The 21,875-nt window shown below is 30.1% G+C and carries 17 protein-coding genes and 1 pseudogene; 5 read left to right on the forward strand and 13 right to left on the reverse strand.

Annotated features, from left to right (window positions below):
- Positions 1-18 precede the first annotated feature (18 nt).
- A complete protein-coding gene (locus MHB55_RS15440; RefSeq protein WP_144538737.1) occupies positions 19-405 on the forward strand; it encodes a hypothetical protein in 387 nt (128 codons plus the stop codon).
- A gap of 591 nt (positions 406-996) precedes the next feature.
- Positions 997-1,581: a 2OG-Fe(II) oxygenase gene (locus MHB55_RS15445; protein ID WP_144539166.1), complete on the forward strand. Its 585-nt coding sequence runs from the start codon at positions 997-999 to the stop codon at positions 1,579-1,581.
- Between the two features lie 380 nt (positions 1,582-1,961).
- Here the strand turns inward: MHB55_RS15445 and MHB55_RS15450 are convergent, their stop codons facing one another.
- The 9 genes from MHB55_RS15450 to MHB55_RS15490 all read right to left on the reverse strand — a co-directional run bounded on the left by MHB55_RS15450 (position 1,962) and on the right by MHB55_RS15490 (position 15,275).
- Positions 1,962-2,792, reverse strand: coding sequence for a nuclease-related domain-containing protein (locus MHB55_RS15450; protein WP_191697717.1), 831 nt, complete (start codon positions 2,790-2,792; stop codon positions 1,962-1,964).
- A 201-nt stretch (positions 2,793-2,993) separates the two neighbouring features.
- A complete protein-coding gene (locus MHB55_RS15455) occupies positions 2,994-4,055 on the reverse strand; it encodes a hypothetical protein (protein ID WP_191697719.1) in 1,062 nt (353 codons plus the stop codon).
- Between the two features lie 58 nt (positions 4,056-4,113).
- Positions 4,114-5,193: a hypothetical protein gene (locus MHB55_RS15460; protein WP_191697720.1), complete on the reverse strand. Its 1,080-nt coding sequence runs from the start codon at positions 5,191-5,193 to the stop codon at positions 4,114-4,116.
- An 891-nt stretch (positions 5,194-6,084) separates the two neighbouring features.
- A complete protein-coding gene (locus MHB55_RS15465) occupies positions 6,085-7,311 on the reverse strand; it encodes an MFS transporter (protein ID WP_191697721.1) in 1,227 nt (408 codons plus the stop codon).
- Positions 7,312-7,346: 35 nt separating this feature from the next.
- A complete protein-coding gene (locus MHB55_RS15470; protein WP_151113201.1) occupies positions 7,347-8,390 on the reverse strand; it encodes an ArsR/SmtB family transcription factor in 1,044 nt (347 codons plus the stop codon).
- A 326-nt stretch (positions 8,391-8,716) separates the two neighbouring features.
- Positions 8,717-10,069, reverse strand: a complete 1,353-nt coding sequence (locus MHB55_RS15475; protein ID WP_151113198.1) for a TniQ family protein — start codon at positions 10,067-10,069, stop codon at positions 8,717-8,719.
- A gap of 97 nt (positions 10,070-10,166) precedes the next feature.
- Positions 10,167-11,297, reverse strand: a complete 1,131-nt coding sequence (locus MHB55_RS15480) for an AAA family ATPase (RefSeq protein ID WP_225321646.1) — start codon at positions 11,295-11,297, stop codon at positions 10,167-10,169.
- Positions 11,297-13,951 (reverse strand): TnsA endonuclease N-terminal domain-containing protein, encoded by a 2,655-nt coding sequence (locus tag MHB55_RS15485; protein ID WP_151113196.1) that lies wholly within the window; start codon positions 13,949-13,951, stop codon positions 11,297-11,299. Before MHB55_RS15485 ends, MHB55_RS15480 begins: the two co-directional genes overlap by 1 nt.
- Complete coding sequence (locus MHB55_RS15490; RefSeq protein WP_151113193.1) at positions 13,941-15,275, reverse strand: TniQ family protein; 1,335 nt, start codon at positions 15,273-15,275, stop codon at positions 13,941-13,943. Before MHB55_RS15490 ends, MHB55_RS15485 begins: the two co-directional genes overlap by 11 nt.
- Positions 15,276-15,673: 398 nt before the next feature.
- Between MHB55_RS15490 and MHB55_RS15495 the strand changes: the two genes are divergently transcribed.
- A complete protein-coding gene (locus MHB55_RS15495; RefSeq protein WP_151113191.1) occupies positions 15,674-16,120 on the forward strand; it encodes a hypothetical protein in 447 nt (148 codons plus the stop codon).
- A 27-nt stretch (positions 16,121-16,147) separates the two neighbouring features.
- Here MHB55_RS15495 and MHB55_RS15500 read toward each other — a convergent pair whose 3' ends face one another.
- From MHB55_RS15500 to MHB55_RS15515, 4 genes are all read right to left on the reverse strand, one after another.
- Positions 16,148-17,359 carry a hypothetical protein gene (locus MHB55_RS15500; protein ID WP_151113190.1) on the reverse strand — a complete coding sequence of 404 codons (1,212 nt, stop codon included), beginning with the start codon at positions 17,357-17,359 and terminating at the stop codon, positions 16,148-16,150.
- A 153-nt stretch (positions 17,360-17,512) separates the two neighbouring features.
- Entirely contained in the window at positions 17,513-18,613 is a 1,101-nt protein-coding gene (locus MHB55_RS15505) for a serine/threonine-protein kinase (protein ID WP_151113188.1), read from the reverse strand.
- Between the two features lie 507 nt (positions 18,614-19,120).
- On the reverse strand, positions 19,121-20,569 hold the full coding sequence (locus MHB55_RS15510; protein ID WP_191697722.1) for a tetratricopeptide repeat protein: 1,449 nt from the start codon (positions 20,567-20,569) through the stop codon (positions 19,121-19,123).
- Positions 20,570-20,592: 23 nt separating this feature from the next.
- Positions 20,593-20,769, reverse strand: coding sequence for a recombinase family protein (locus MHB55_RS15515; RefSeq protein WP_445322754.1), 177 nt, complete (start codon positions 20,767-20,769; stop codon positions 20,593-20,595).
- Positions 20,770-21,062: 293 nt separating this feature from the next.
- On the opposite strand from MHB55_RS15515, the gene MHB55_RS15520 reads away from it, so the two are divergent.
- The gene (locus MHB55_RS15520; protein WP_142540016.1) at positions 21,063-21,416 is read left to right on the forward strand and encodes an ArsR/SmtB family transcription factor; all 354 of its coding nucleotides are present in this window, start codon (positions 21,063-21,065) and stop codon (positions 21,414-21,416) included.
- Between the two features lies 1 nt (position 21,417).
- A pseudogene (locus MHB55_RS15525) lies at positions 21,418-21,845 on the forward strand (DNA mismatch repair protein).
- Positions 21,846-21,875: the final 30 nt, after the last annotated feature.

Below are 21,875 nucleotides of genomic sequence, written 5' to 3' on the forward strand. Positions count from 1 at the left end.
AAAACTGGAGGTAAACATATGAAACGCACTTTATTGACTATGGTTTTCACAATCTTACTCTCAGGATGTGGACTTGAAACATTGACAATTGACGATTATTATAAAAAGAATTTAGAGAATGTATCCAAAATAGAAGTTTTTGACAGCAGTAATAGTAATAGTCGAACAACCACAAATAAAGAGGAAATAATGTCTTTTATAAAAGAAATTAAGGATATTAAATTTATACCAGACGAGGATCAAAGTGAAAGAGATGGATTTCTGTACTCCATTACTTTCTATGAGGACGACAAAGCAACCCTCCAATTCGGTTTAAATCAAATTGGTGATGACTATTATAATACCGAGCCTGATATTGAACCGATTGTATACGAATTTTTTAACTCTATGAGTGAACAAGACTAGTAAATATTATGTATTAATTCAAAACAACGCCCACCTGCATAAAGGTGGGCGTTGTTTGATGCATACACTATTGCCATTAAATCTGAGTAAAGATAACTAGCTACATGGTTAAACACTCTTGATCAGTAGATAAATAAAATAAGGTGCCCCTAAGATGAATACCACCATAGTGTAGTCTATCCACTCCTAATAAGTTGGCACCTTTTTACCTCCCCAGTAATTATCGATGATTCAACGCATCCGTTGGCTAAATACTACTTCACAAACTTTATAATTTGTAATCAATGATGCGCAGTTATTTATCACTATTTTCTTCCACCATTAGCAAACAACAGCTCTGAAAAATTATTTTTGCTATAATTTTCACAAAGTTGCGATTTATAAAAATTCTGTGATAAAATAAAATGAAATTTATTCCAGAAGAAAGTACATACCCTGAAAGTATTTTAAGTAAAAAGAAGACCGTTAACGCATTTAAACATTATCCAAAAACGTACTCGTGTTAAATAATTTAATAGATTAAAAGGTGGTTTGAAGTTGATAACGGTAAATAAAGAGCAAACTATATTTGATCACGTTGGACATAAAATAATGACAGATAGAGAGATTGACATAGTCACAAGATTAGAAGAACCATTAATAGTGGTTTTAGGAAATGTGTTAAGTAACGAAGAGTGCGATGAACTAATCAGATTGTCTAAGGACAGAATGAAACGTTCTAAAATTGGAACGACACGCGAAGTAAATGAGCAGAGAACAAGTAGTAGTTCGTTTATTGAAGAAAGTGAAAACGCTATTGTTGCTAGAATCGAAAAAAGAATCTCCTCTGTTATGAATATACCCATTGAACACGGAGAAGGCCTTCAAATCCTTCAGTATACACCCGGTCAAGAGTATAAAGCCCATTACGATTTCTTTTCATCAACTAGTAAAGTAGCAAATAATAATAGAATTAGTACTCTCGTTATGTACTTAAATGATGTAGAACTAGGTGGAGAAACTTTTTTCCCTAAACTAAATTTTACCGTAACACCTAAAAAAGGAATGGCAGTTTACTTTGAGTATTTCTATAACGACCAAACTTTAAATGAATTAACCTTACATGGTGGAGCACCAGTTATAGCAGGTGAAAAGTGGGTTGCTACTCAGTGGATGAGGAAGCAGAAGATAAGATGAAAAAAGAAAAAAAGAACACACTGTTATTTTTTTTGTAAAACAGTATGTTCTTTTCTTTAAGTATAGCTCACTTAGGAATCATTATTTTATATACGATTGTTCAGAAAAGGTAGGCAGCTCTTCGAAAGAGAAGATATAATAGAAAACTATGAGTATTTATTTAGAATAGTTTTTGCTAAATCAAGTGCAACAGCTAATTTTATTTGATTTTTCTTACTGAGCCCCTGTATATATTTAGTTATTGTTGTAATCTCTACAATCGGCTCAAGTTTCAAGAAACTTAGAAAACTCAAGCTGACATGTAACTTAGAAGAATAATCGGATTACCGAACGTTCTTCAATTTATTCTCTATCCTATATATTTATAGTGAGATAATTTCCTAAAGTAGTTTTTGATGCTCAAAGCAATATATATTGCCTTTAAAACGAGTTTTGTTTAATAAACAATATTTTTTAACCTTTTCGGAAACTGGATTTCCACATGTTTTACAATTCGAAAGGTGATTCTCATTCTTAATAGATTCCCTATCCTTTTCTTTCAACGTTTCAACATGCTTATCTCTTATATATAAATCAGTTATATTAGCACTCTTTATTTTATTGTATAGGTTCTGTAATTCATTCGTAGAATAAATTGGTTCAGGATTTTGAAGCTTAAGTATATTGATCTTTCTCGTAATATACTCCGATAGTTCTATGTCATAAACGATTAAATCATTCGATTGTATTTTTCTTAATTCATCACTTACTTTAAAAGTACATCTTTTAGTAAAAGAGACCATTGAGACAAATTGTGTCTCACCTTCTATCTCGAGAACTCCCTTAATCGCTTGTATATGACCATAATTCTGATTAAATGGATTCATCATCGGAAATTTCCCATTAACACTCCACTTAGTCCTGCTCCTATCTCCATAAATAGTTCCACTATAATTCTTAGTCTCTACAACAAATATTGCAAAAGGAGTAAAGATAACATGATCAATTTGTGAATATCCAGACTTAGCTTTATTGTTTTCAATTAATACATCACTTAGATATTTGCTATTCTTAGGAAGTTGGTCAAGTTGTATATTGATCTTATATTCACCAAGCTCACCAATTCTTGAAGGAGTTGGTTTAGACTGTTTCTCTATTCTTTGCTTATTGGTAACAGATACTTTCTCGGTAGACTCTCTTTTAAAAATATTATTAATTATTCTTGAAAACATGTAGACTCTCCCCTTTTCTTATATATCGTTGATTCTTTAATTAATTTAATAATTCGTTTGTAATACAATAAATTCTCCATTATATCCAAATAAGCCATGTATTAATTTAGACAGAAAAAAACCTCCTAATTCATCTTGAAAATTAGAAGGTCTTTGATTAAACTTCATTTAGCAATTGTTCCATATTTAGAATCTCTGTGTTTAGTTAGGTACATATGCTATAAATTCTAAAACTGAATCTGGTGAATCTCCATCAAATTCTAGACTATATAAACCTGAATCTGTCATGACTTCAGCTGTGTATGAATAGCCACCTTCCATCTCATTTTCCCATCCTACAACTTCTACTGTTTGATTAAAGATACTTGTTAATTCATCCACAGTTACTTTATTTTTAGGAGTAATGTAATAAGCATGCATTCCTCCACTCTCTTTATGAGATTCACAAATAAAGAATGTTTCGTAGAAGGAACACATTGCTCCCTCATAATATTCTTCTGTTATTAAATTTTCTGTAATTTTACTTTGTGCAGTATAGTAAAAATCTGTCACATTAATATAATAGTCATTAATTGTTGTCCCTACAAGTTTTGACAATTCCTCATTAATAATAATACCCAAGCGTTTTCCACTGTTGTCTACGATTTCTCCATTTTTAAATATATAATTTTGAGTAAAACCGTTTTCTGCTGTCACAATGAAACTATTTTCTTCTAAATTAGCACTATATGTCTCTGTTGATTGTAACTCAATTTCTACTAATTCTTCAATGGATTGTGTAGCTTCATTATAATTTAGAATCGATAAACTTTGGCGGATAGTACTTGCTTGAGCTTCTATTATTTCAAAAGCTAGTGCCTCTTTTTCAGTTCCATCTTCATATAGAAGTTTACCGATTGACTCTAAATATATATGTATATTTGACTCATAATTTTTTGATATATCTTCTATCCATTGATCATTTTCAAATTTATAGATTGTTACATTGCTATTTTTTATATCATCATTTATGCCAAGTACCATTTCCGGTACTTCATCTCCCTCAAAATCTACTGATTCAAGAAAACTACTATCTATACCTTGAATCCGGTCTTGATAAACAGCCGTTTTCTCAAACTCTGCTAAATACTGCTGAGTGGTTTTCTTTTCAATAACTTCTTCAATTATTTCTTTTTGCTCTTCTGTGTTAACTTTTGTATTTTCATTAGCACAACCAACTAATAGGAAGCTTAGAGCTAATACCGAAATTATTTTTTTAAGCATTACTTCTTTCCTCTCCTTAAACAACTAAATTTACATATTTATACTCCACTCATATATATCATTTCTTATATCGCCCCATTATTCCTTCTAAGTATTGCAAATCCGTCTCATATGCCCTGATAGATTTACTAAAATCTCCTCTAATACCATCTTTTTTATATGAATTTTTCAGAAGCCAACTAATATGTGAGATAATTCTTGAAGGATGAATATTCATTAAAGCATTATTTAACGCATTTCTTCTTTCTTCATCTGTTTTATTAGTTACTTCATAACCAAAGGTTCTTAAATCGCTAAAATCTTTCCAATTTTCTGCATTATGTTTATTCGAATTTGAAATTTCATCATTAGTTTTGGTTAATGGCATCATTTTCGGGACTTCAAACCTAGAATGTTTTTTAGAATGAGATTTCTTTATAGAAATCATTTTATTTCCAGACAATTCATAACCAGAATAGTTAGCCAACATTTCCCATAAAGTCATATTACTTTCTGAAATCATTCTATTTATTAATAACCTACGGGTATACAAATAGTCGAAGTACTTTTTAAGAACCGTATTATGTGCATTATTCCAAATAATAAATAGTAATTTTACAAGCCAGTAATCATTTCTAGTTATAGAACAAGCAGTTATTAATTCCTCTATATACCTATCAAACATTTTCTCAAATTCAGTTAAAAATTCATGATTATCTTTATATGATAAAATTTCAAATAAAATCATAAGATGAATTTCTTCTATATTTTTTTGTCCTACTATTTCTTTGACAAACCTATTCAGCGCCAGTTGAAAATCCTCTATTGTTTCTTCACTTAATACCGTAGACTTTATGTTATCTTTTGAGGTGTATTTTTGGCTAATATAGAATGCTAAATCACACCTATTAGTTTTTACTAATAAAGCTACAATTCTTAATAATTCTCCAAAATCTAAACACCGACCATTTATTTCAAAAAAAACATCATAAGGTAAACCTGAATCCTCATTAACATCCGGAATTAATATATTTAGTAAATATTCCATATCTTTCTTCATTACAGAGCTTTTTAGCATTCTTGTAAGTCTTTTCATCTTACTCACTAGTTCTTCATTTTTCTTTTTTAATTGTTTGTATTCTTCTAATTTAATATTCATAGTCGCAGCACCGTTCTCAGTTATTTTAGATTGAGATACAAGTCATTTACTATTTAAATTCTATTAAACAATAATATTACTATTTATATGTTTAATTACAAATAAAACCAATCCTCTATACATATCGGCATTATTAATAATATTTGAATTACCAAAATACAAGCTAATTAAAGGATACATGTTATTTTTTAGACCAAATACTAAGATTAATATTGAAATACTGGGCATGAGTTTAATTAAGATGTACTTAATATGTTTATCAACTATTTTCAATCATTACTTTTGGACTACCTAGAAAGCAAAAGAAGAGCGATTCTAAAGTTCTTAAGCTATTTGAACATGTAAAGTTTTTGGCTTGATACTAAATGATATAGACAAAAAAGAAAACCCTTGAATACCAAGGGTTTTGACATGTGACATAAACCATATAATTTCCTAAGAATAAACCATAAAGTTCCCACGCTTAGAGCCACATGACTTTAAAGAATTTTTAAGAAGAATATATTATAAAATATCTTAATTAAAAATCAAAAATAAGGAAATAACTATAAAGCTCTCTACTTTAGGAAAACTTATGCTTTATTTTTATACTTTAGGAAATTATATAATTTATTTATTTTTCTTGAAATTATGATACAAATATGAAACAGCGAAAAATCAAATCACATTTTAAATTAGACTTCCCTCTAATTCTGTAACCACATAAAAATGAGCTAGGATATTTTCTCCTGGCTCATTTTACTTTAATATTATTTTTGACTAACGCACCCGTTAATATAAGGTTAGCCAGATTTTTCTGGTTGACCTTTAGTTAAAGTGAAACATTTCACTAACTTGTTCGACTAATTAAAGTAACTTGAATTTAAAAATCCCGATAATCCTAAAAATAAGTTAATTACCAAACTGTCCTTCCCTTTCTACTTCCCCTAATTTCTTTCCAACTTTAACTTGCTTATTTAAATATAGATACCCAACCAATGATGTAATACAGATTACACTACCAATTACAAAATATAATGTCCGAATACTTAAGAACTGAACGGTTACTGTAGCAAATAATATACCTAATGGTAACATTGTTCGCATTATCAATAAGCGAACCGAAGTCACTTTTCCCATTAAATGATTTGGAATTGAACTTTGGATGAGTGTAATGTTGTAAATATTAAAAATAGCAATAGCCATACCTGCCATGCATTCTGTCAAGACAGCAATAAAATACCACGGTGTAATACCTAAAGAAATATATGTACATCCTCCAATGAATAACGCAGTAAAAAGAATGCCTATACCCTTAATCTTTAATAGCTTGGAATTAAGTAAGGCTCCTATTGTGTAACCAATTGGAAAAGCAGACATAAACAATCCATAAGCCGAATAAGGTTGGTTTAATATTGTAGTTATATAAGGTAAAGTTGTCACGATTGTTACGCCTACACCGAATTGGACAAAGCCGAAAAATATACCCAGCCATACAATTAACTTATGTTTGAAATAGGATTGAAGTCCTTCTTTAAACTCTACAATCCACGGTTTTCTAACAGCCATTTTTATATAATTTTCATTTATTTTTAACAAAGTAACAGCACTTAGTGCAAATGCGATTGATATAATAACTAGTATCCACTCTATCTCTAAGACATCTACTAGGACACCTGATAAAAGCGGTCCCATAACCGCCATGACTTGTCGAACGGACTCTAATGATGCATTTGCTTGTGATAGTTTTTCTTTTTCAATGATCGTTGGTAAAATGGCTTGATTTGCCGGTGTGAAAATCGGCATAACTATTCCAACAATAATTTGAACGATATAAATAAAAGTTATCGTAAAGTTATCTTGAAAAAGAAATAAGACCAAAACAGAAGCGAGCAACATTCGGATTAACTGACAACTAATCATTATCCATTTACGACTCCAACGATCAATATATGGTCCAATAAATAACTGCATAAAAAAAGATGGTATGTAGTAAATCAGCCATACCAACCCTAAAGCAGTGGGTGAGCCTGTTAACTCGTAAATTAAAATTGAATTACATGCAGTAAATAGAGCACCGCCTAATTCCGAAGTTGCACTACTCAGCCAAATAGAACGAAAGCTAGGATTGTTAATCAATAGTAAGTCACCTTCCTTTTTATCCTCTTTTTCAATTACTTTCTTAAATATAGGTTTAGTTCTTCATATAAAAATGCGACCGCATTCCTTTTAAGTGAATACTTAGATTCAATGATTTCCACTAATTTAGCTGATCTCAGAATTTTGAGGTGATGATGAATTGTAGATTTACCAATGTTTAATTGAGTAGTAATGTCTTGTAAAGTACGGTCGTTTTCGTACAGTAATTTAACAATCCTCATTCGTACTTCATCTCCTAATGCCTTATGTTTAAGTACTAAAAAGTCATTTGGTGTATATCGATTATTTGGTGTAATACTTTCATTCGCTACGGGATAATAAAATACTTTAGTGCCTTCAATATCTGACTCTATATTCCAAGGCCGATATATATATTGGGGTATTAAAAGAACATTGTTAACACTTGGTTCTGGCATATAAACAATTCCTCCAGTTGCCCATTCAACCAGTCTTTCAGAAGTCATTTTGTCGGACATTTGCTTTTTCATATCATAGTCAGTTTGTAGTATTGTATTAAGTCCTTCGAGATCTTTATTAATAACAGCTTCGTACCAACCTTTCATCACTACTATAAGGTGTTCTTTTAGAAAGCTGACATCTGTTGTACTAATGAATTCAATGTATCGTGGAAAAAAGGGATTGTTGCTTGTTAAGTATTTCATTTCCTCAATAGCCGCTGCCTCGCCTAATGCTGCTTTATTTCTTATGAGTTGAAATTTCATGCCAACAAAGGGTAAACAAATAAATTTAAAATCTGTATCTGAAATATCCTTTATGTAGGAAGTAAACTCCAATAAATCATTAAATCTTTTCTTATGTAACAATTGAAGTAGGGCCTTCCAAGTATTGTTGCTTTCAACAAAGTTCAAATGCTCTAATAGTTCTATTGATAAGGATTTTTTCAGGTCTTCCCAATAATCCTCTGGGTTTTCTAAAGTTTTAATAAATGGGGTATTGGTTATTGCAGCTATCCCCAAAGCACACTCCCATAAAACTGAGTATTCTAGCTGAATTTGATAGGATTCTCTTTTCTTACTTGTAAGATTTAAAACATCCACTTTAACACCTCTTTAATATAATTTATATTTTCTTAATATTCATTCTATATTAATAGAATGCAAAATTCAACATATATAGAATTAAAATTCCTATTAAATTTAAAATACCCCATTCGTATTGAATGGGGTATTTAGCGTATGTATGTAAATTTCTTATTGTTCCATCAAGTTACTGATAGGTAAACATTCAAATTATCTCAGGCTTCTCCGCTACTTCAATAGGAATCTTCTAGTTTACCAATATTCTTTTAAAAAAGCCGCTGATTAGTGGTTATTCCTATTGAATTTATTCCAGAAGAAACCTTTTAAATCTCTCATTTTCTTACTTATTTGCTTTTTTTCACTACACCTAATTCTTCCAATAGATCACTAAGTATTTCTCTATGGGAATTCTTCCAAAAAAACTTGGGTTTTTTTAACTCTTCTTCTATATTAGATGAGGAGGGAGTAATACCATCATTCATTAACTTTATAATGATACTTCTAAGGTCATCTTTCATTTTTATATTTTTTTCATTTATGTACTCTTTATATTTATTTACTATTATTTCAGTTTCATGGGGAAGTTTTTTACGTAATGTTTCAGTTTTTTTATACCCTAATATTTTTGTAATTTGAGATAAAGAAAGGGGTGGATTATTTTTATCTTCATTTTTAATAATTACTCTCCTCAGTTCTTCCTTCAGTTCATTAATTTCATATTTTTTTTGATTCTTATATAAATTATTTTGGTAAATATACTGAGGTAGTCTTCTTATTTTTTCTCCCATAATATATTCTTCGTGAGAAAAAAATTTGTTTAAAGAAATTGAAGTAACATAACCTAATTTTAATACCGAATATAATGAAGCCTTTCTTTGTCCATTTTTCCAATAACTATATAATCTTCTTGGAATATTAGAAACTTTAAAGATATCATTTTTCTTAATTCCATAGTTATTAGCTATTAAGTTGATAATATATTCGATATTCTCACCATAATTTATCCATTTCTTATTATTATATACTCTTTCTTGCTGATTAAGTATAAGTAGTTCTTTTATATTTTCAATGATCCATTTTTGCCAAACTATATAATCTTGTGGCAATTCTTCATATTTTCTACAATCTGTTAAACCTAAGTAAGTATCACATATATAACAGTGCCCTGTTCTTCCACTCCTTGTCATATGATATTGTATATTATTACAGGAAGGACAACTATTAACTAACTTACATCTATGTTCGAAACAAACTTCCACTACCTCAAAACTCCATAATAGTTTTTCATAGATTGGACTTTTGTTATTTCTACAATCTTGAAAACAAAGAGGACACCAATATTTAGTTGATCGAACTTCATAATCTGATAAAAAAGAGTTAAAGTTTATTAAAGTAAGATTTTCCAAATTCTTTATGGTAGTTAAATTTGTTAAAGCATACACGAGTTCATTTGAATTATAATGGAAATTGTTAAAAGCAGATGACTTATTTGCTTTGATTCCATCTCTAGGAAAATTTTCCTTTTCTAAAAATGGATAAATAATTTTAGTAAATAAAACCCCTAACGTTATATTATGAGCTGAACTTAACCTAGTAACATAGCTTGTAAGACTTTCTATATTAAACGTACCAACTCCAATTGGATTCATGCTATAAAGTAAACTGCTTTTAGGGAGATTGTTTAAAATATTTTCCAAATCGATACCTCCATAGTATAAATGTTAGTTTAGTAGCACATTAATAAAAATACCATTTTTTCATTTCTATTTTTTTTCAAATAATTTTAAATGAAAACTATTTTAAACCAACATCATCTCTTGTAGGGTTTCTTTTTCCCGGAGTAGAAACTTTTTTTATTATTTTTTCTTTTACATCATCTTGTTTTGTTCCAAGGAGGGCCCTAAGTTTATCTTTATCACTATCACTTTCTTTAAAGACTAATTCTCCACTTATTGCTTCGTTTGCCAAGGTTAAAAGTTTTTTCGTTTTTAACGCGTTCTTTTTTAAATTGGTATAGGTAATAGTTGGTTCATCATTTTCGATAGCCCCTGCTAGGCATCTCCTCAACCAGTCTTTTAATATTCCTGCACATCCTAGAGAATTCTCATATAAATATTCTGAGTATGCTATTAAATTAGGTTCTTCTTGGACAGGTAGTAGTCTTTGAAATGTCAACAGAATAGAATGAAAATTCTTTTTATCTACTCGTATTGTATAGTCATATCTTGGAAAGTGAATTTCTTTTACCCTTCTTGACAATTGTCCATCTAAATTAAATACTGTATTTAAATCATATGTTCCAAACAAAACAATTTTTGTATTACTCATGTTTGCTAATGATTTTATTGAATTAAATTGTCTTTGATTTTTCTCGCCATCTCCTCTTTTGTCTGAATTAATTTTAAAAAAATGTTGCGCTTCATCAATAAGAAGTGCCTTTGTTTTTCTATAATAAAAAGCATTTTCTATTGTTCTACGTAACACCGCTGCAGTCCCTGAATTATTAGACTTTAGGGTGTATTCCTTATTCTTCAAATTATTAACATCAATCTTATAATCAATTAAAGGTTCATTTAATGAAGTGAGTACACGATAATAAAAATCTTTCCAATTAAACTTCCCTAAGTCTGGATTTGGGAGTTCTATTCCGGTAATAGGTATAATACTTTTATCAACTTCAATCTCTTCAACCATATCAGTTACAATAGATTGAGCAGTTGCATAAAACAATCTTGATTTTCCTACACCAGATGGTCCAACCACCATTATAATATTATGATAACCATTATAGATTTCATTTTTTAATTCGATTAATACCTGTTTCATTTTTGGATGGCTAACAGTAAAATCATCAAAAAACTTTTCACGTTCTTCTTTAGATTTTGTTAGTAGCTCTTCACTAAATAATCTTTGTTTATTGATCACTACACCAACTCCCCAAAAATCTCAAGTTCATCGTCTTCATCTTTTGCATCTTCTTTTACAAGATCTACATTTTGTTTTGGAACCTGTATATTTTCTAAAACATTTAGATCCTTTTCTAAAGGTTTATACTTTTCTATAGCAAGTATTTCTTCTATTCCTTCTGATTCGAGAATATAACTAGCTATCATTCTTGCTGTTATCGTATTATTTCGAGAATATAATTTTCTCTTTTGCCTAACCTCTTCTGCAATCAATTTTATTTGTTTCTCTGTCTTTCCATTTAAATATTTATATTGTTCAGATAGGCATTTTACCCATTGATTATCTATAAATGCATAAGCTATCCCAATATTAAATGGATCATATTTAACTTCTAAGTTAGTAGCTTCAATTTTAGGATTCCTAAATTCTTCACACCAATAATATGAATAGCTTAGTTTAATACCTTGACCAGGATGGACCTTTCTTGTTTTCCCTTTGGGAGATGGTAAAGTCATTAATATAAAGTTTTCATCGTAAGGAATGTAAGTATTTGAGCGATTACCTGACACAGCTATAGATTCCACAAATGCTTCTTTTGGAGTTTGATTAAGAGATGGATTTTCCTTATTGTCATATATATTACTAAACCATGTATCAAGTCGTTCATTCAAAGTCTCAAGTCTCCACACTGCATGATTTTTTGGATTTCCACTTTTAGTTACTTGCCTTACATTTTTAGTGATTTGAGTATTTCCTCTTAAATTGTGAATAAATAACTCATTTGTAATTCCAAATAACCGCTCAATAACATGACCGTATCGTGCCTTTGCTGCAGGTCTTTGTTTTTTATGAACACTGTATAACGCTAGCAATGATTCAAAATATACACTACTGAATTCCTTTCCTCCATCGACCACTATATAATTTGGTAAACGATTAGTTCTTTTCACACATTCTCTAATCACCATCATACAAGACCGGTAAGACGGTTCTTCAAAGGTTAAATAATATGCAAGAATTCGTCTAGAGTAAGCATCAATCATTAGTGTAAGCCATGGTCGCTTAGAAACCTTTCCATTAATATTTAGCTCAATATCTAGCTCAGTGTGATCAATATGTGCTATCTCAAAAATTCGTTCCCCATGTCTTGGAGTAGTAAATTCAAGTTCAATATAAAACTCTTCATATTTATAAGATGCCCTACTACCTTTCCTAGCTTTTTCAATATCATATAATGCTCGATTATTTATTGTTTCACAAAAGGTGGCATATGATGGTACATACAAATTAGATTCCTCGCACTTTACAAGTAATTCGCGATAAACTTGTTTGGCAGATTTAGATTTTATTGTTTCATAACTTTCAGATATCATCTTATACATCAATTCTATAGTCTCAGCAGGTAACTTCGCATTTCTATTCCCTCTTTTTTTAGTTTGAGGTAGTAGACCTACATACCCATTGCCATAAAGTTCTTCTGCATCTTTATACTTTTTCACCCAGTTGCGGAGTGTTCTGTCTGTTACATCTATAAATTCTATTTTTTCCCCGTTTAAATACTTAACAACAATCTCATACTTTTTGTTTGCTTCTATTAAATCAGTTTCATTCGCCTGCAAAATCATCTTTTTTAGTTCGATACTTTCCTTATTTTCATCCTTATCAGCCCCAAGAATATACCCGTCTAATATATACGATTCAAATAAATTAATAGGTAACTCAATATTTTTATTTTCATCCCTTGAATATAAAAAGACTATTTTACTTTCGTGATCATAATTAAGAATTGTCCAAACTGTATTCCCCCAAACGATATGATTTCCGCTATTCAACTCTATTGTATTAGTATTTCTCTTCCTTCTAGTTGAATTCTCAACTAAAGAAAAAAGTTTATATTGTTCTATATTTAAATAAACTTTTACATTTTCTAAATCAGTTATTAATTCATTATATAAATCAATATATATAATTTCTTTAACTATTAGTGCATATATATCATCAGCATTAAACTGAGTTTCATCACTTAGTAATAATTCTTTTAAAGTTATTCCAGGAGCTTCTTGAATAGATTCCTTTATTCTTTTAATTTTTGTTTCATTTAACACATAATCTTTAACAAAATAGTCCTCTAGAAATTCAAGATTACGTTGAAGATTCCAATTTATTTCTGAAGATGAGTGAATAAGAAAGTCTAGATTATATTCAGCTGCGAAATCTTTTCCAGGAGTAAATATCCATTGCTCATTCTCCCTAAGGTATCTATCTGGATTACTCTGAGATTTTTTAATAAGCTCTTCTTCCGTTTTGCACTCAACCCAATATGCCCTTTCTTTTTCAATCACAAAAAAATCTGGTGTATTCAAATAAGCCATTTTTTTGTTGTTCTTATTACTTTGATAGTAGGTAAGTTTTATTTGTGGTGGCTGATCATAATATTCTAAAACATTATCGTTATATTCCAACATGTAAATAGTAGGTAATTCCACCTTATGACTTTCAAATTGAATAGTAACTCCCATTTTTTTACTACTATACCGACCACTCACGTTATGTTTACCTCCGCCAACTCTCCTTGCTGGCGGTGACTGTCTTACACGTTGTATTTCATTCTTAGCATCGTCTGTTAAGTTGAGTTTAATTGCCCAATCTTCAAACTCACTATTACTCATCATTACTACTCCTCCCCTTTCTCCTGTAAAAATTTTCTTGAGCCAATAGGTCTTTCCAATATTCTTGGAGGATTCTCTCCTTGAGCAGCCCCTTTTTATTAGATTTATTCTGAATTTTCTCACTACTAGGATATATACCCTCATTTACTAAGTAATAAAAGGCTTTTTCAATTTCTTTTTTTAATTCTTCTATTCTCTGTTTTGATTTTTGATTGATATACTCTTTATATCTTTTTGAAATTTGTTTACAATAATCCGGAAAATTGCTATATAAGATTCGTTTATCGTGTTCTATTATTCTAGCAGTAGAAGCCATTGAAATTGGAGGCTCATATATCAGTGCTTCCTTCAGCCTACTTTCAATAGAAGTAAGGTCCAGTTTTCTTCTAATAGCTTTGTCTTTATTAATATTCTTTTTTTCAATCTGATGGTTTAAATCTATATTTTCCCAACTTTTTGTGAGGAAATCGAAAATTGTAGTCTCTAATTTATAACAGATAATTAGTAATCCATCTAAGGTAGGGATATTTTCGGATTTAGCCCAGGCTCTTAAAGTACTTTTAGGAATACTTAAGAATTTAGCAAAACTATTTATATTGTCTGAAAAAAGATTGTTATTGATATCATTTAACTGGTTACTAATATTTTCTTGAGTGAATATCTCACTAGGTTTTAATCCTATTAAGCTTTCTATATTTCGATATACAAATGAATGCCATTGCCATTCCTGCTGGTTAATCTCTTTTCTAAGTTGATCCTGTATTAGCAAGTTAAAACAGTTGGGACAATGACCTGGGATCATTTTTCTACGCAGTATATCAATTTTCTTGGTGCATGATGTGCATTTTTCAATAAGATAACACTTATGCTCAATACAAATCTTTATAGGTTTTAAATACCAAATTAATGGATAGTAAATAATCTTGTGTTCAACGTTCCATTTCTTTATACATTCTGGACACCACGAGAAAGTTTCTTTTAGTAAATTTCTTAATGGAACTAAATCTTTTAATTTTAATAGAGTTAGGTTTAATAGATCTCTTCTGGTTGTTAACCTTTCCAAAACACAAACCAATTCAATTGAGTTATTCGTGTATCCATTTATTGTTTTAGCACCTTCATAAAAACTGTTACCACCGTATATAGAGCTTCTTGCCAAATAATCTTTATGCATTTCAGGAACCACTAACTTATTTACCAAGTGGCCTACTTGGATGTTATGTTCATATGAAATCCTGATTAAGTAACTACTCAGACTTTCTACTAAACCTGTTTCAATTCCAATAGGATCAATGTTATATAAGATACTTCTATGGATTTGGTTCAGTCGTTATCACCTCGAATAGTAGTTTCATCTCAAGAATTTTCTTGAAAGATTACTATTATTATTGGCAATTTTATTATTGATTTATTCATTTTCCCCTAAATTTTTTTACTAAAAGTACTGCCTTGTCGAGTTGACATCAACATTCCAATTTCACAAAATAAAAAGAAGTCAATTTGAATGTTCCAAAATGACTTCTTTTTTTTTATAATAAAGACTTCTATAATAAATAAGTTTATGAATTTAAGTGGTAGAATAATAGAAAACAAAAACCACGAGTAATAATATATAAAAATTTCGGTTACATACGAGTCAGCAGCAAAGAACAAAATAAGGAAGTCAATAAATTCCTTGAAAAATTAGGACTTGATGAGAGAGATATTTTTCTTGTGGTGCAATTCTTGAAACGGAAACAGCTTTTTCCTCAAAAGGATATTGCTGAGCATCAGTTATCGAAAAAACTTCAGAGACAGTACTACAAACAACTACAAACAACTGCAAACAACTGGCTTAAGATCGAAAGTAATCGAAATAAGCCAATAAAAAATACATTGACTTATATCGGCCTACGGAAGGAAGGTCTCTTAACAGAAATTTTTTCCACGTCCACTGAGGGTATAAAAGGAAATTTAAAAGTGTTTATTGCTAAAATTGGCGAGGACTATCAACGTCATCCTGTTATTTATATTGTTGGATACGCAAATACTTTCCTCTTCCAAGATAAAAATAAACTTGATACAAAGATTAAAGCACTCGAAGAAGAAACAGCAAGACTATTATATAATAGAAGAAAATTAGATAAATTTATATTTTTTCTTTCTTTCTTTCTTCTATTGAAGAATCTTTAACGATTCATTAGTTTTAAGAAATTTATGTTAATAGCGCTCGTAATCACTTTCCAACTCTCTTCGTGCTTCCAGTTCCATTTCTGCCAAAATTTCATTTTGATGAGAAAGCATACTATCTACAGCATCTAAGAATGTAAATAATTCATAAAAGCATAGCGAAACATTGGTTACATCAAATCTTACCTTTTTGTCAAAGTGGAATTTCAAAAATTTATTAATTGGATATCTAAATTTGTCGGAAGTAATATCTAAATTGTGTAGTTGTTTAATATAGAGCTCGACATCATTAATAGTTGAACTGTCATCGGGAACATCAGAACTTATAATTATATAATTTTTTATTACATTCCAAAGTCCTTCTATACTATGCTTTTTATTTTTCATTTTATTTGCTGCTGTTTGATTATCGAATTGACAGTCTTCGACTAAAATACGTTTTAAAGCCAATTCTATTCCATTTCTATACATATAACACATTGGTAAGAACAGGTAGACTTTTTGATCATCTTTAATTAATTCATATAAATATTTACCACTTTCCATATATCCCTGAATATAAGGGTAATAATTATTATTATTGAAACCTTTCCAAATCACAGCTTGCTCAAGATAGCTTCCACTAGACATTAAAAATTCGGGTTTGAACTTGATTAAGTCCTTATGATCGATTTCATCCGCCTTATTTGAAATCATAGTTAACAATTTATAAGCAGTATTCATATTAGTACCTAAAACCCTCAAGTTGATATGGGTTTGCTTTTGAAAAAATGCTTTCATTTTTATACTGAATGGGTATCTAAACATATCAGACTGCTCATCACATTCAGATATATTAGTCAAAAAAGTTTTCAACCATTCCCTTTCCCTTTCCTTCAAGCTAAGATCATCTGCTGGTACCAATAAACTTATTTCATCATATGCATATTTTAGATTGTGTCTAACCCTTCCTATAAACTCCACTCTATCATTCTTTATAGTTATATATTTAAAGGCTATAGATTTTAAGATAAGCTCCAAGCTTTGTCTGTATAAATAAGTTAGGCCGAAGAGCCAAAAATCTTTTTTAGTATTTTCATTTGTTTCTAAGACATGGTTCACTAATAAATTTGCCGCTGATATAAAATTTTCAGAGTAAACGTAAAACTCTCGTTCAATATCACCCGTATTTTTTATTTCTAATAAAGGAATGCTCTCTTTATCCACAAATTTAAAGTTCCCCTTTTTTCTTGGCCAATACATCCTACTCCTCCTCCTTTCTTAATTGTTCATTTTAATCTCACCGATTGCAATTTCATATAAAAAGTAATCGGTATATCTAAATTTAAATACGATTTAATTTCTGTATACTTTTCATTTAATTTTAAAAAAATTCGTTAAAAGTACTCTAACTAATTAATCTAGAATGTTCTTCCTATAATTCTGAATGTCATTTAATAGCTCATTTATATTCTGATATCTATCTTCTAGATCATCAAGACATTTTAATATCATATCAGAATATTCCCCCTTCAATCTTGGGATTGATAATAGCTGATCTTTAATTCTACTTCCTGCTGGCGGTCTTCCAGTTAACACAGTAAACCATACAGCTCCTAAAGAATAAATATCCGATCGTGGGTCTAAAAGACTTGGATTCTCTAATAGTTCTGGCGCTGTGTAATGCCCACCTACAATATTTTCTCCAGACCTAGTTATTCTAGAAACTAATTCTTTTTCTAAAAAAACGCCTAAACCAAAGTCAATAAGTCTAAATTGATTAGGGCGTGCGACCATAATGTTACTTGGTCTTATATCTCTGTGAACAATTCCTACTTCGTTATGTGCATAGTTTAAAGCCTCACTTACTTCTTCAATTAATACAAGAGCTTTTTCTGGGGTCAGATTACTATGGTCTTTCAACACTTTGTTCAAGTCTTTACCTTCAAAATGTTCCATTTTAATAAATGGAATTTTCCCTGTTAATCCTACATCATAAACTTTAATAATATTTGGATGATGTAATTTAAATAAGATTCGTGCCTCTCTAAAAAATCTCTCTAGATTTCCTTCACCTCCATTCGCAAACGCAGGATTTAGCACTTTTATAGCAAAACTCATTTTTATTAACTCGTTTTCTACCTTATAAACTTGTCCGAATCCACCTTCACCTATTAATTGATTACGTTCATACTGTGGAATCAAAAGAAAGTTTGACTCTTCTAATCTATCTACCATTGCATTAAATACTTTTGCTAAATACGTACGTCTTTCAGCATAAGAACTATATTCTTCTTTTATAAATCCCCAAAATTCTAATTTACTCCGATATTTCTTTACAAACTCAGGAACTAAATCGTTTATATTTGGGATACCTATTAAAATTTTTCGAATTCGTGCATACTCAGAATCTGAAATATTTGATGAACCACCAGTAGCATAAATAATTAACTCACTCTTAAAATATTCTATTAGCTCAAGCACATCATCTTCTTTTGGAATTTCTATACTCTCCATTTTTTTCCTCCTAGACAATCTGGCTCTTAGCTCTCTTCAAATTATTATCTACCTAATTTTTTTGAAATGTCACTAAAGTAAGCATCATTTCCTCCTTAAAATATTATCTCTATTATACTTGATTTTTATATTACACTTTTCGATAGTTTGACTAGAATTTCAAAATGAAATCGAAGTAAAAAAAGAGAAGCTAGGGGTGCCTTCTTCTCTTTTAATTAAAATCTCATTTCTGAGTCAAAATATTCATTCATTTATTACTGTTTACTATAGTAAACTTCCTGGGAGAGTCAATTCTTAGAAAGGGGACAACTACCATGCTTAATAAAAAGAGAGTATCAGCTCTATAAAAATGGGATTGAGAGGTGCTAGGGTCTATGCTTCCACTTTCTTTGGGAATTTCCTTAAGATATTCTCAAAGAAAAGAACCCCTGTATCCAACCATATGATAGGATGCAGGGGGTTCTTCTGGAGATTTTTGTAGACCAAATTAAACAGTCCACAAGTTTTTTATACTAGTGTAACTTTTTTTGCACAGAGACCTTTTTCAGAACTACCTATTGTAAACTGAACCTTATCCCCTATTGCAAGTTTAGAAAAGTCTCCTTCAAAATCATTCCAATAGAAAAATAAATTGTTAGGTGAAAAGTTTTTAATAAAGCCATATGTAGGCATTAAACTTATAATGAATCCTTGTTCTTTAATTGTATGGTTCACAACATTGGAAGAAAATATTTTAGTAATATCTTCTCTTTGATTTAAGTCTATTTTAGCCAAAAGTGATTCGAAAGGTCGTCTAAAGTTTTTATCTTCAATAACTCTTACTTTTGAATAATATTTTTCTAAGAGTTCAATTAAATATGAGACGTCATTTTTATTCATTTCAATATATATATATGTTAAGGTTTTAATTATCTTAGAAATTGTAATAACAATCTTGGTGTCAAAATGAGCCTCGTCTATTCTTTCAAGTATATTTATTGATTTTTTTATTAGAGATTCAGCTAACTCCCCGTTTTCGTTTCTTGTCATATCAGCCCATCTTTTTAAATTATCAGACGCTTGATCAACTAATTCCTTTTTGGTTCTAATATCTAAGTTTTCTAGATTTTCAAGTACTTCGTTAAATACTTTTTCAGCTTCTGAGTACTCACCCAACTGTTTTAATATTCTACCTTTGTGCATTTTTATTCTATTATTTTTAGGATCTAACTTTTCTGCAAAAGTGATAGCATCATAAGCCTCATCAAAATTCTCAATTGTCATTAATTTAAAACCTGCGTAAAAGAAATATATCGGTGGATAATCTGGTTTACATTCTATAGCGGTCTGATAAGCAAGTTCGGCAGCATAATAATCGTTCTGTAAAACACTGATAAATGCTGATATTTTATATACTTCAAAGAAATCAGGGGTTGCATTTCTAGCTTTCTCGATATATTCTTCAGCACTTTCAAACTCACTTTTATTAGCAAAAGTTAATGCCTTCTTTAAATAAGAAGCGGATATCTCTTCATCAGAATGATTTATAAAGATTGACTCAATTCTATAAGGGTCATTTTCTTCATTTTGCAAATTTTCAGAAAGTCCTTTTAAAGTTCTCATCTTCTTTTGAATCGAAATAAATGATTTATTACTGGGTTTGCAGTGCTTTTTTAGATATTCTCTTGCAAAATCTGTAATAAAGAATAAAGTTCGATTTTCAACTTTTTTATTATCATTTTTCATATTAACCATATTTGTGGCAAACAGATCATTCATTGCTTTACCGTAACGTAAAGAATCTATATTAAACAAATATGTCAATTCAGCATTACTACATTCTTTATTTGAGATAAGCATTATCTCTAATATCTTCTTAGCATCTTCTGAGAGCTTATTATAAACATTAGACATACAATATTCAGTTAAATCATCTTTATGTTTTAGGATAGATTCTATGGATTCCCCTTTTAGCATATTAGCTACAAACCATTTCATAGCTAATGGATTAAAGTATAAATTTGAAGCAATTTCTGAATATCTAACTGTGGTCGTTTTTTTTTCTTACCTGATTCTTTTTCTTCAAAAGTCTGGTCCACTCCGTAGTGAGCCAATGCATCAAGTTGTAACGATAATGACTGATCTTGTGTACTGACACGTGGATATCCAAATTTCAACAAGAATCCCCCCTTATTAATGCCTTAACTATACCAAAAAGGGGGTAGAGATAGATATATTGGTATTTAGATTTTGGTTATATTTTTGGTTATGTATTTAAATAGTTTTTGAGGTTTTTAGAGAAGTTCACTTACCATATCAAAAACGGTCGTTTATGGTTTTTTTTTACGTTTCAAAATTTGTATTGAAAATTGTAAGTTCTATATGTATTATATATATATTCAAAAATTTGAAGATGTATATGATACATATAGATTTCTTAAAATCAAGGATAAGTAATGGAGGCGTTAAAATGGGAGACGAAATGCAAAAATTTAAGGCTGATTTTTTTAAAGCCTTATCACATCCCTTGCGAATACATATTCTCGAATTATTGTCAGAGGGTGAAAAAAGTGTAAATGAAATCCAGAGCATTCTTAATAAGGAAGGCTCTGCTGTTTCTCAACAGTTAAGTGTACTACGTGCTAAAAATATTGTTGTCGGCACCAAAGATGGAAAACGAGTTTTATATTCTCTTCGGGATCCTATGATTATGAATTTACTGGTAATTGCACGGAAAATTTTTAACAACCATTTAATCGACACGATTTCAATGTTAGAAGAACTAAATGAAACAGAAGGTGAATCGATAGTTAAGGAGGGTTAGGTTGAAAATTGAGGTTAAGAAAGAAGATATCATCCAACATGGAATGGAAATATTTCGCTCAATAGGAGCCCATTATGTTTGTAAGGTTTGTATTAAAAGTGGAAATTCCTGTTGTTTTTCATGTCAACATTTACAAGATGGAGTTGGATGTCAAAAAAGAAATACAGCTTGTACAGCTTGGTTATGTGGGATTCAAGGTTTTTTATTTGATCAAGTAGGAGTATTAGATGAATGGAATCGTTTATGGAATGAAATCCCAGGACAAATGTTCCGCAGAGATATTACTCCAGATAAGGTATGGATTACATCGTTTATAGATACGAAGAAGTTAGATAGTCGAGCCGGAGAGCTTCTAGCGGAGGTTAACAAGAAGGTGGAGATATAGGTAAATTAGAGCGGCATTTAAGCAAAACGTATAACCAATATTAGGCTGATACTCTCTTGTAATGAGATAGAGAG

This window comes from Psychrobacillus sp. FSL K6-1267 (assembly GCF_038003265.1).
Classification (GTDB): Bacteria; Bacillota; Bacilli; order Bacillales_A; family Planococcaceae; genus Psychrobacillus; species Psychrobacillus faecigallinarum.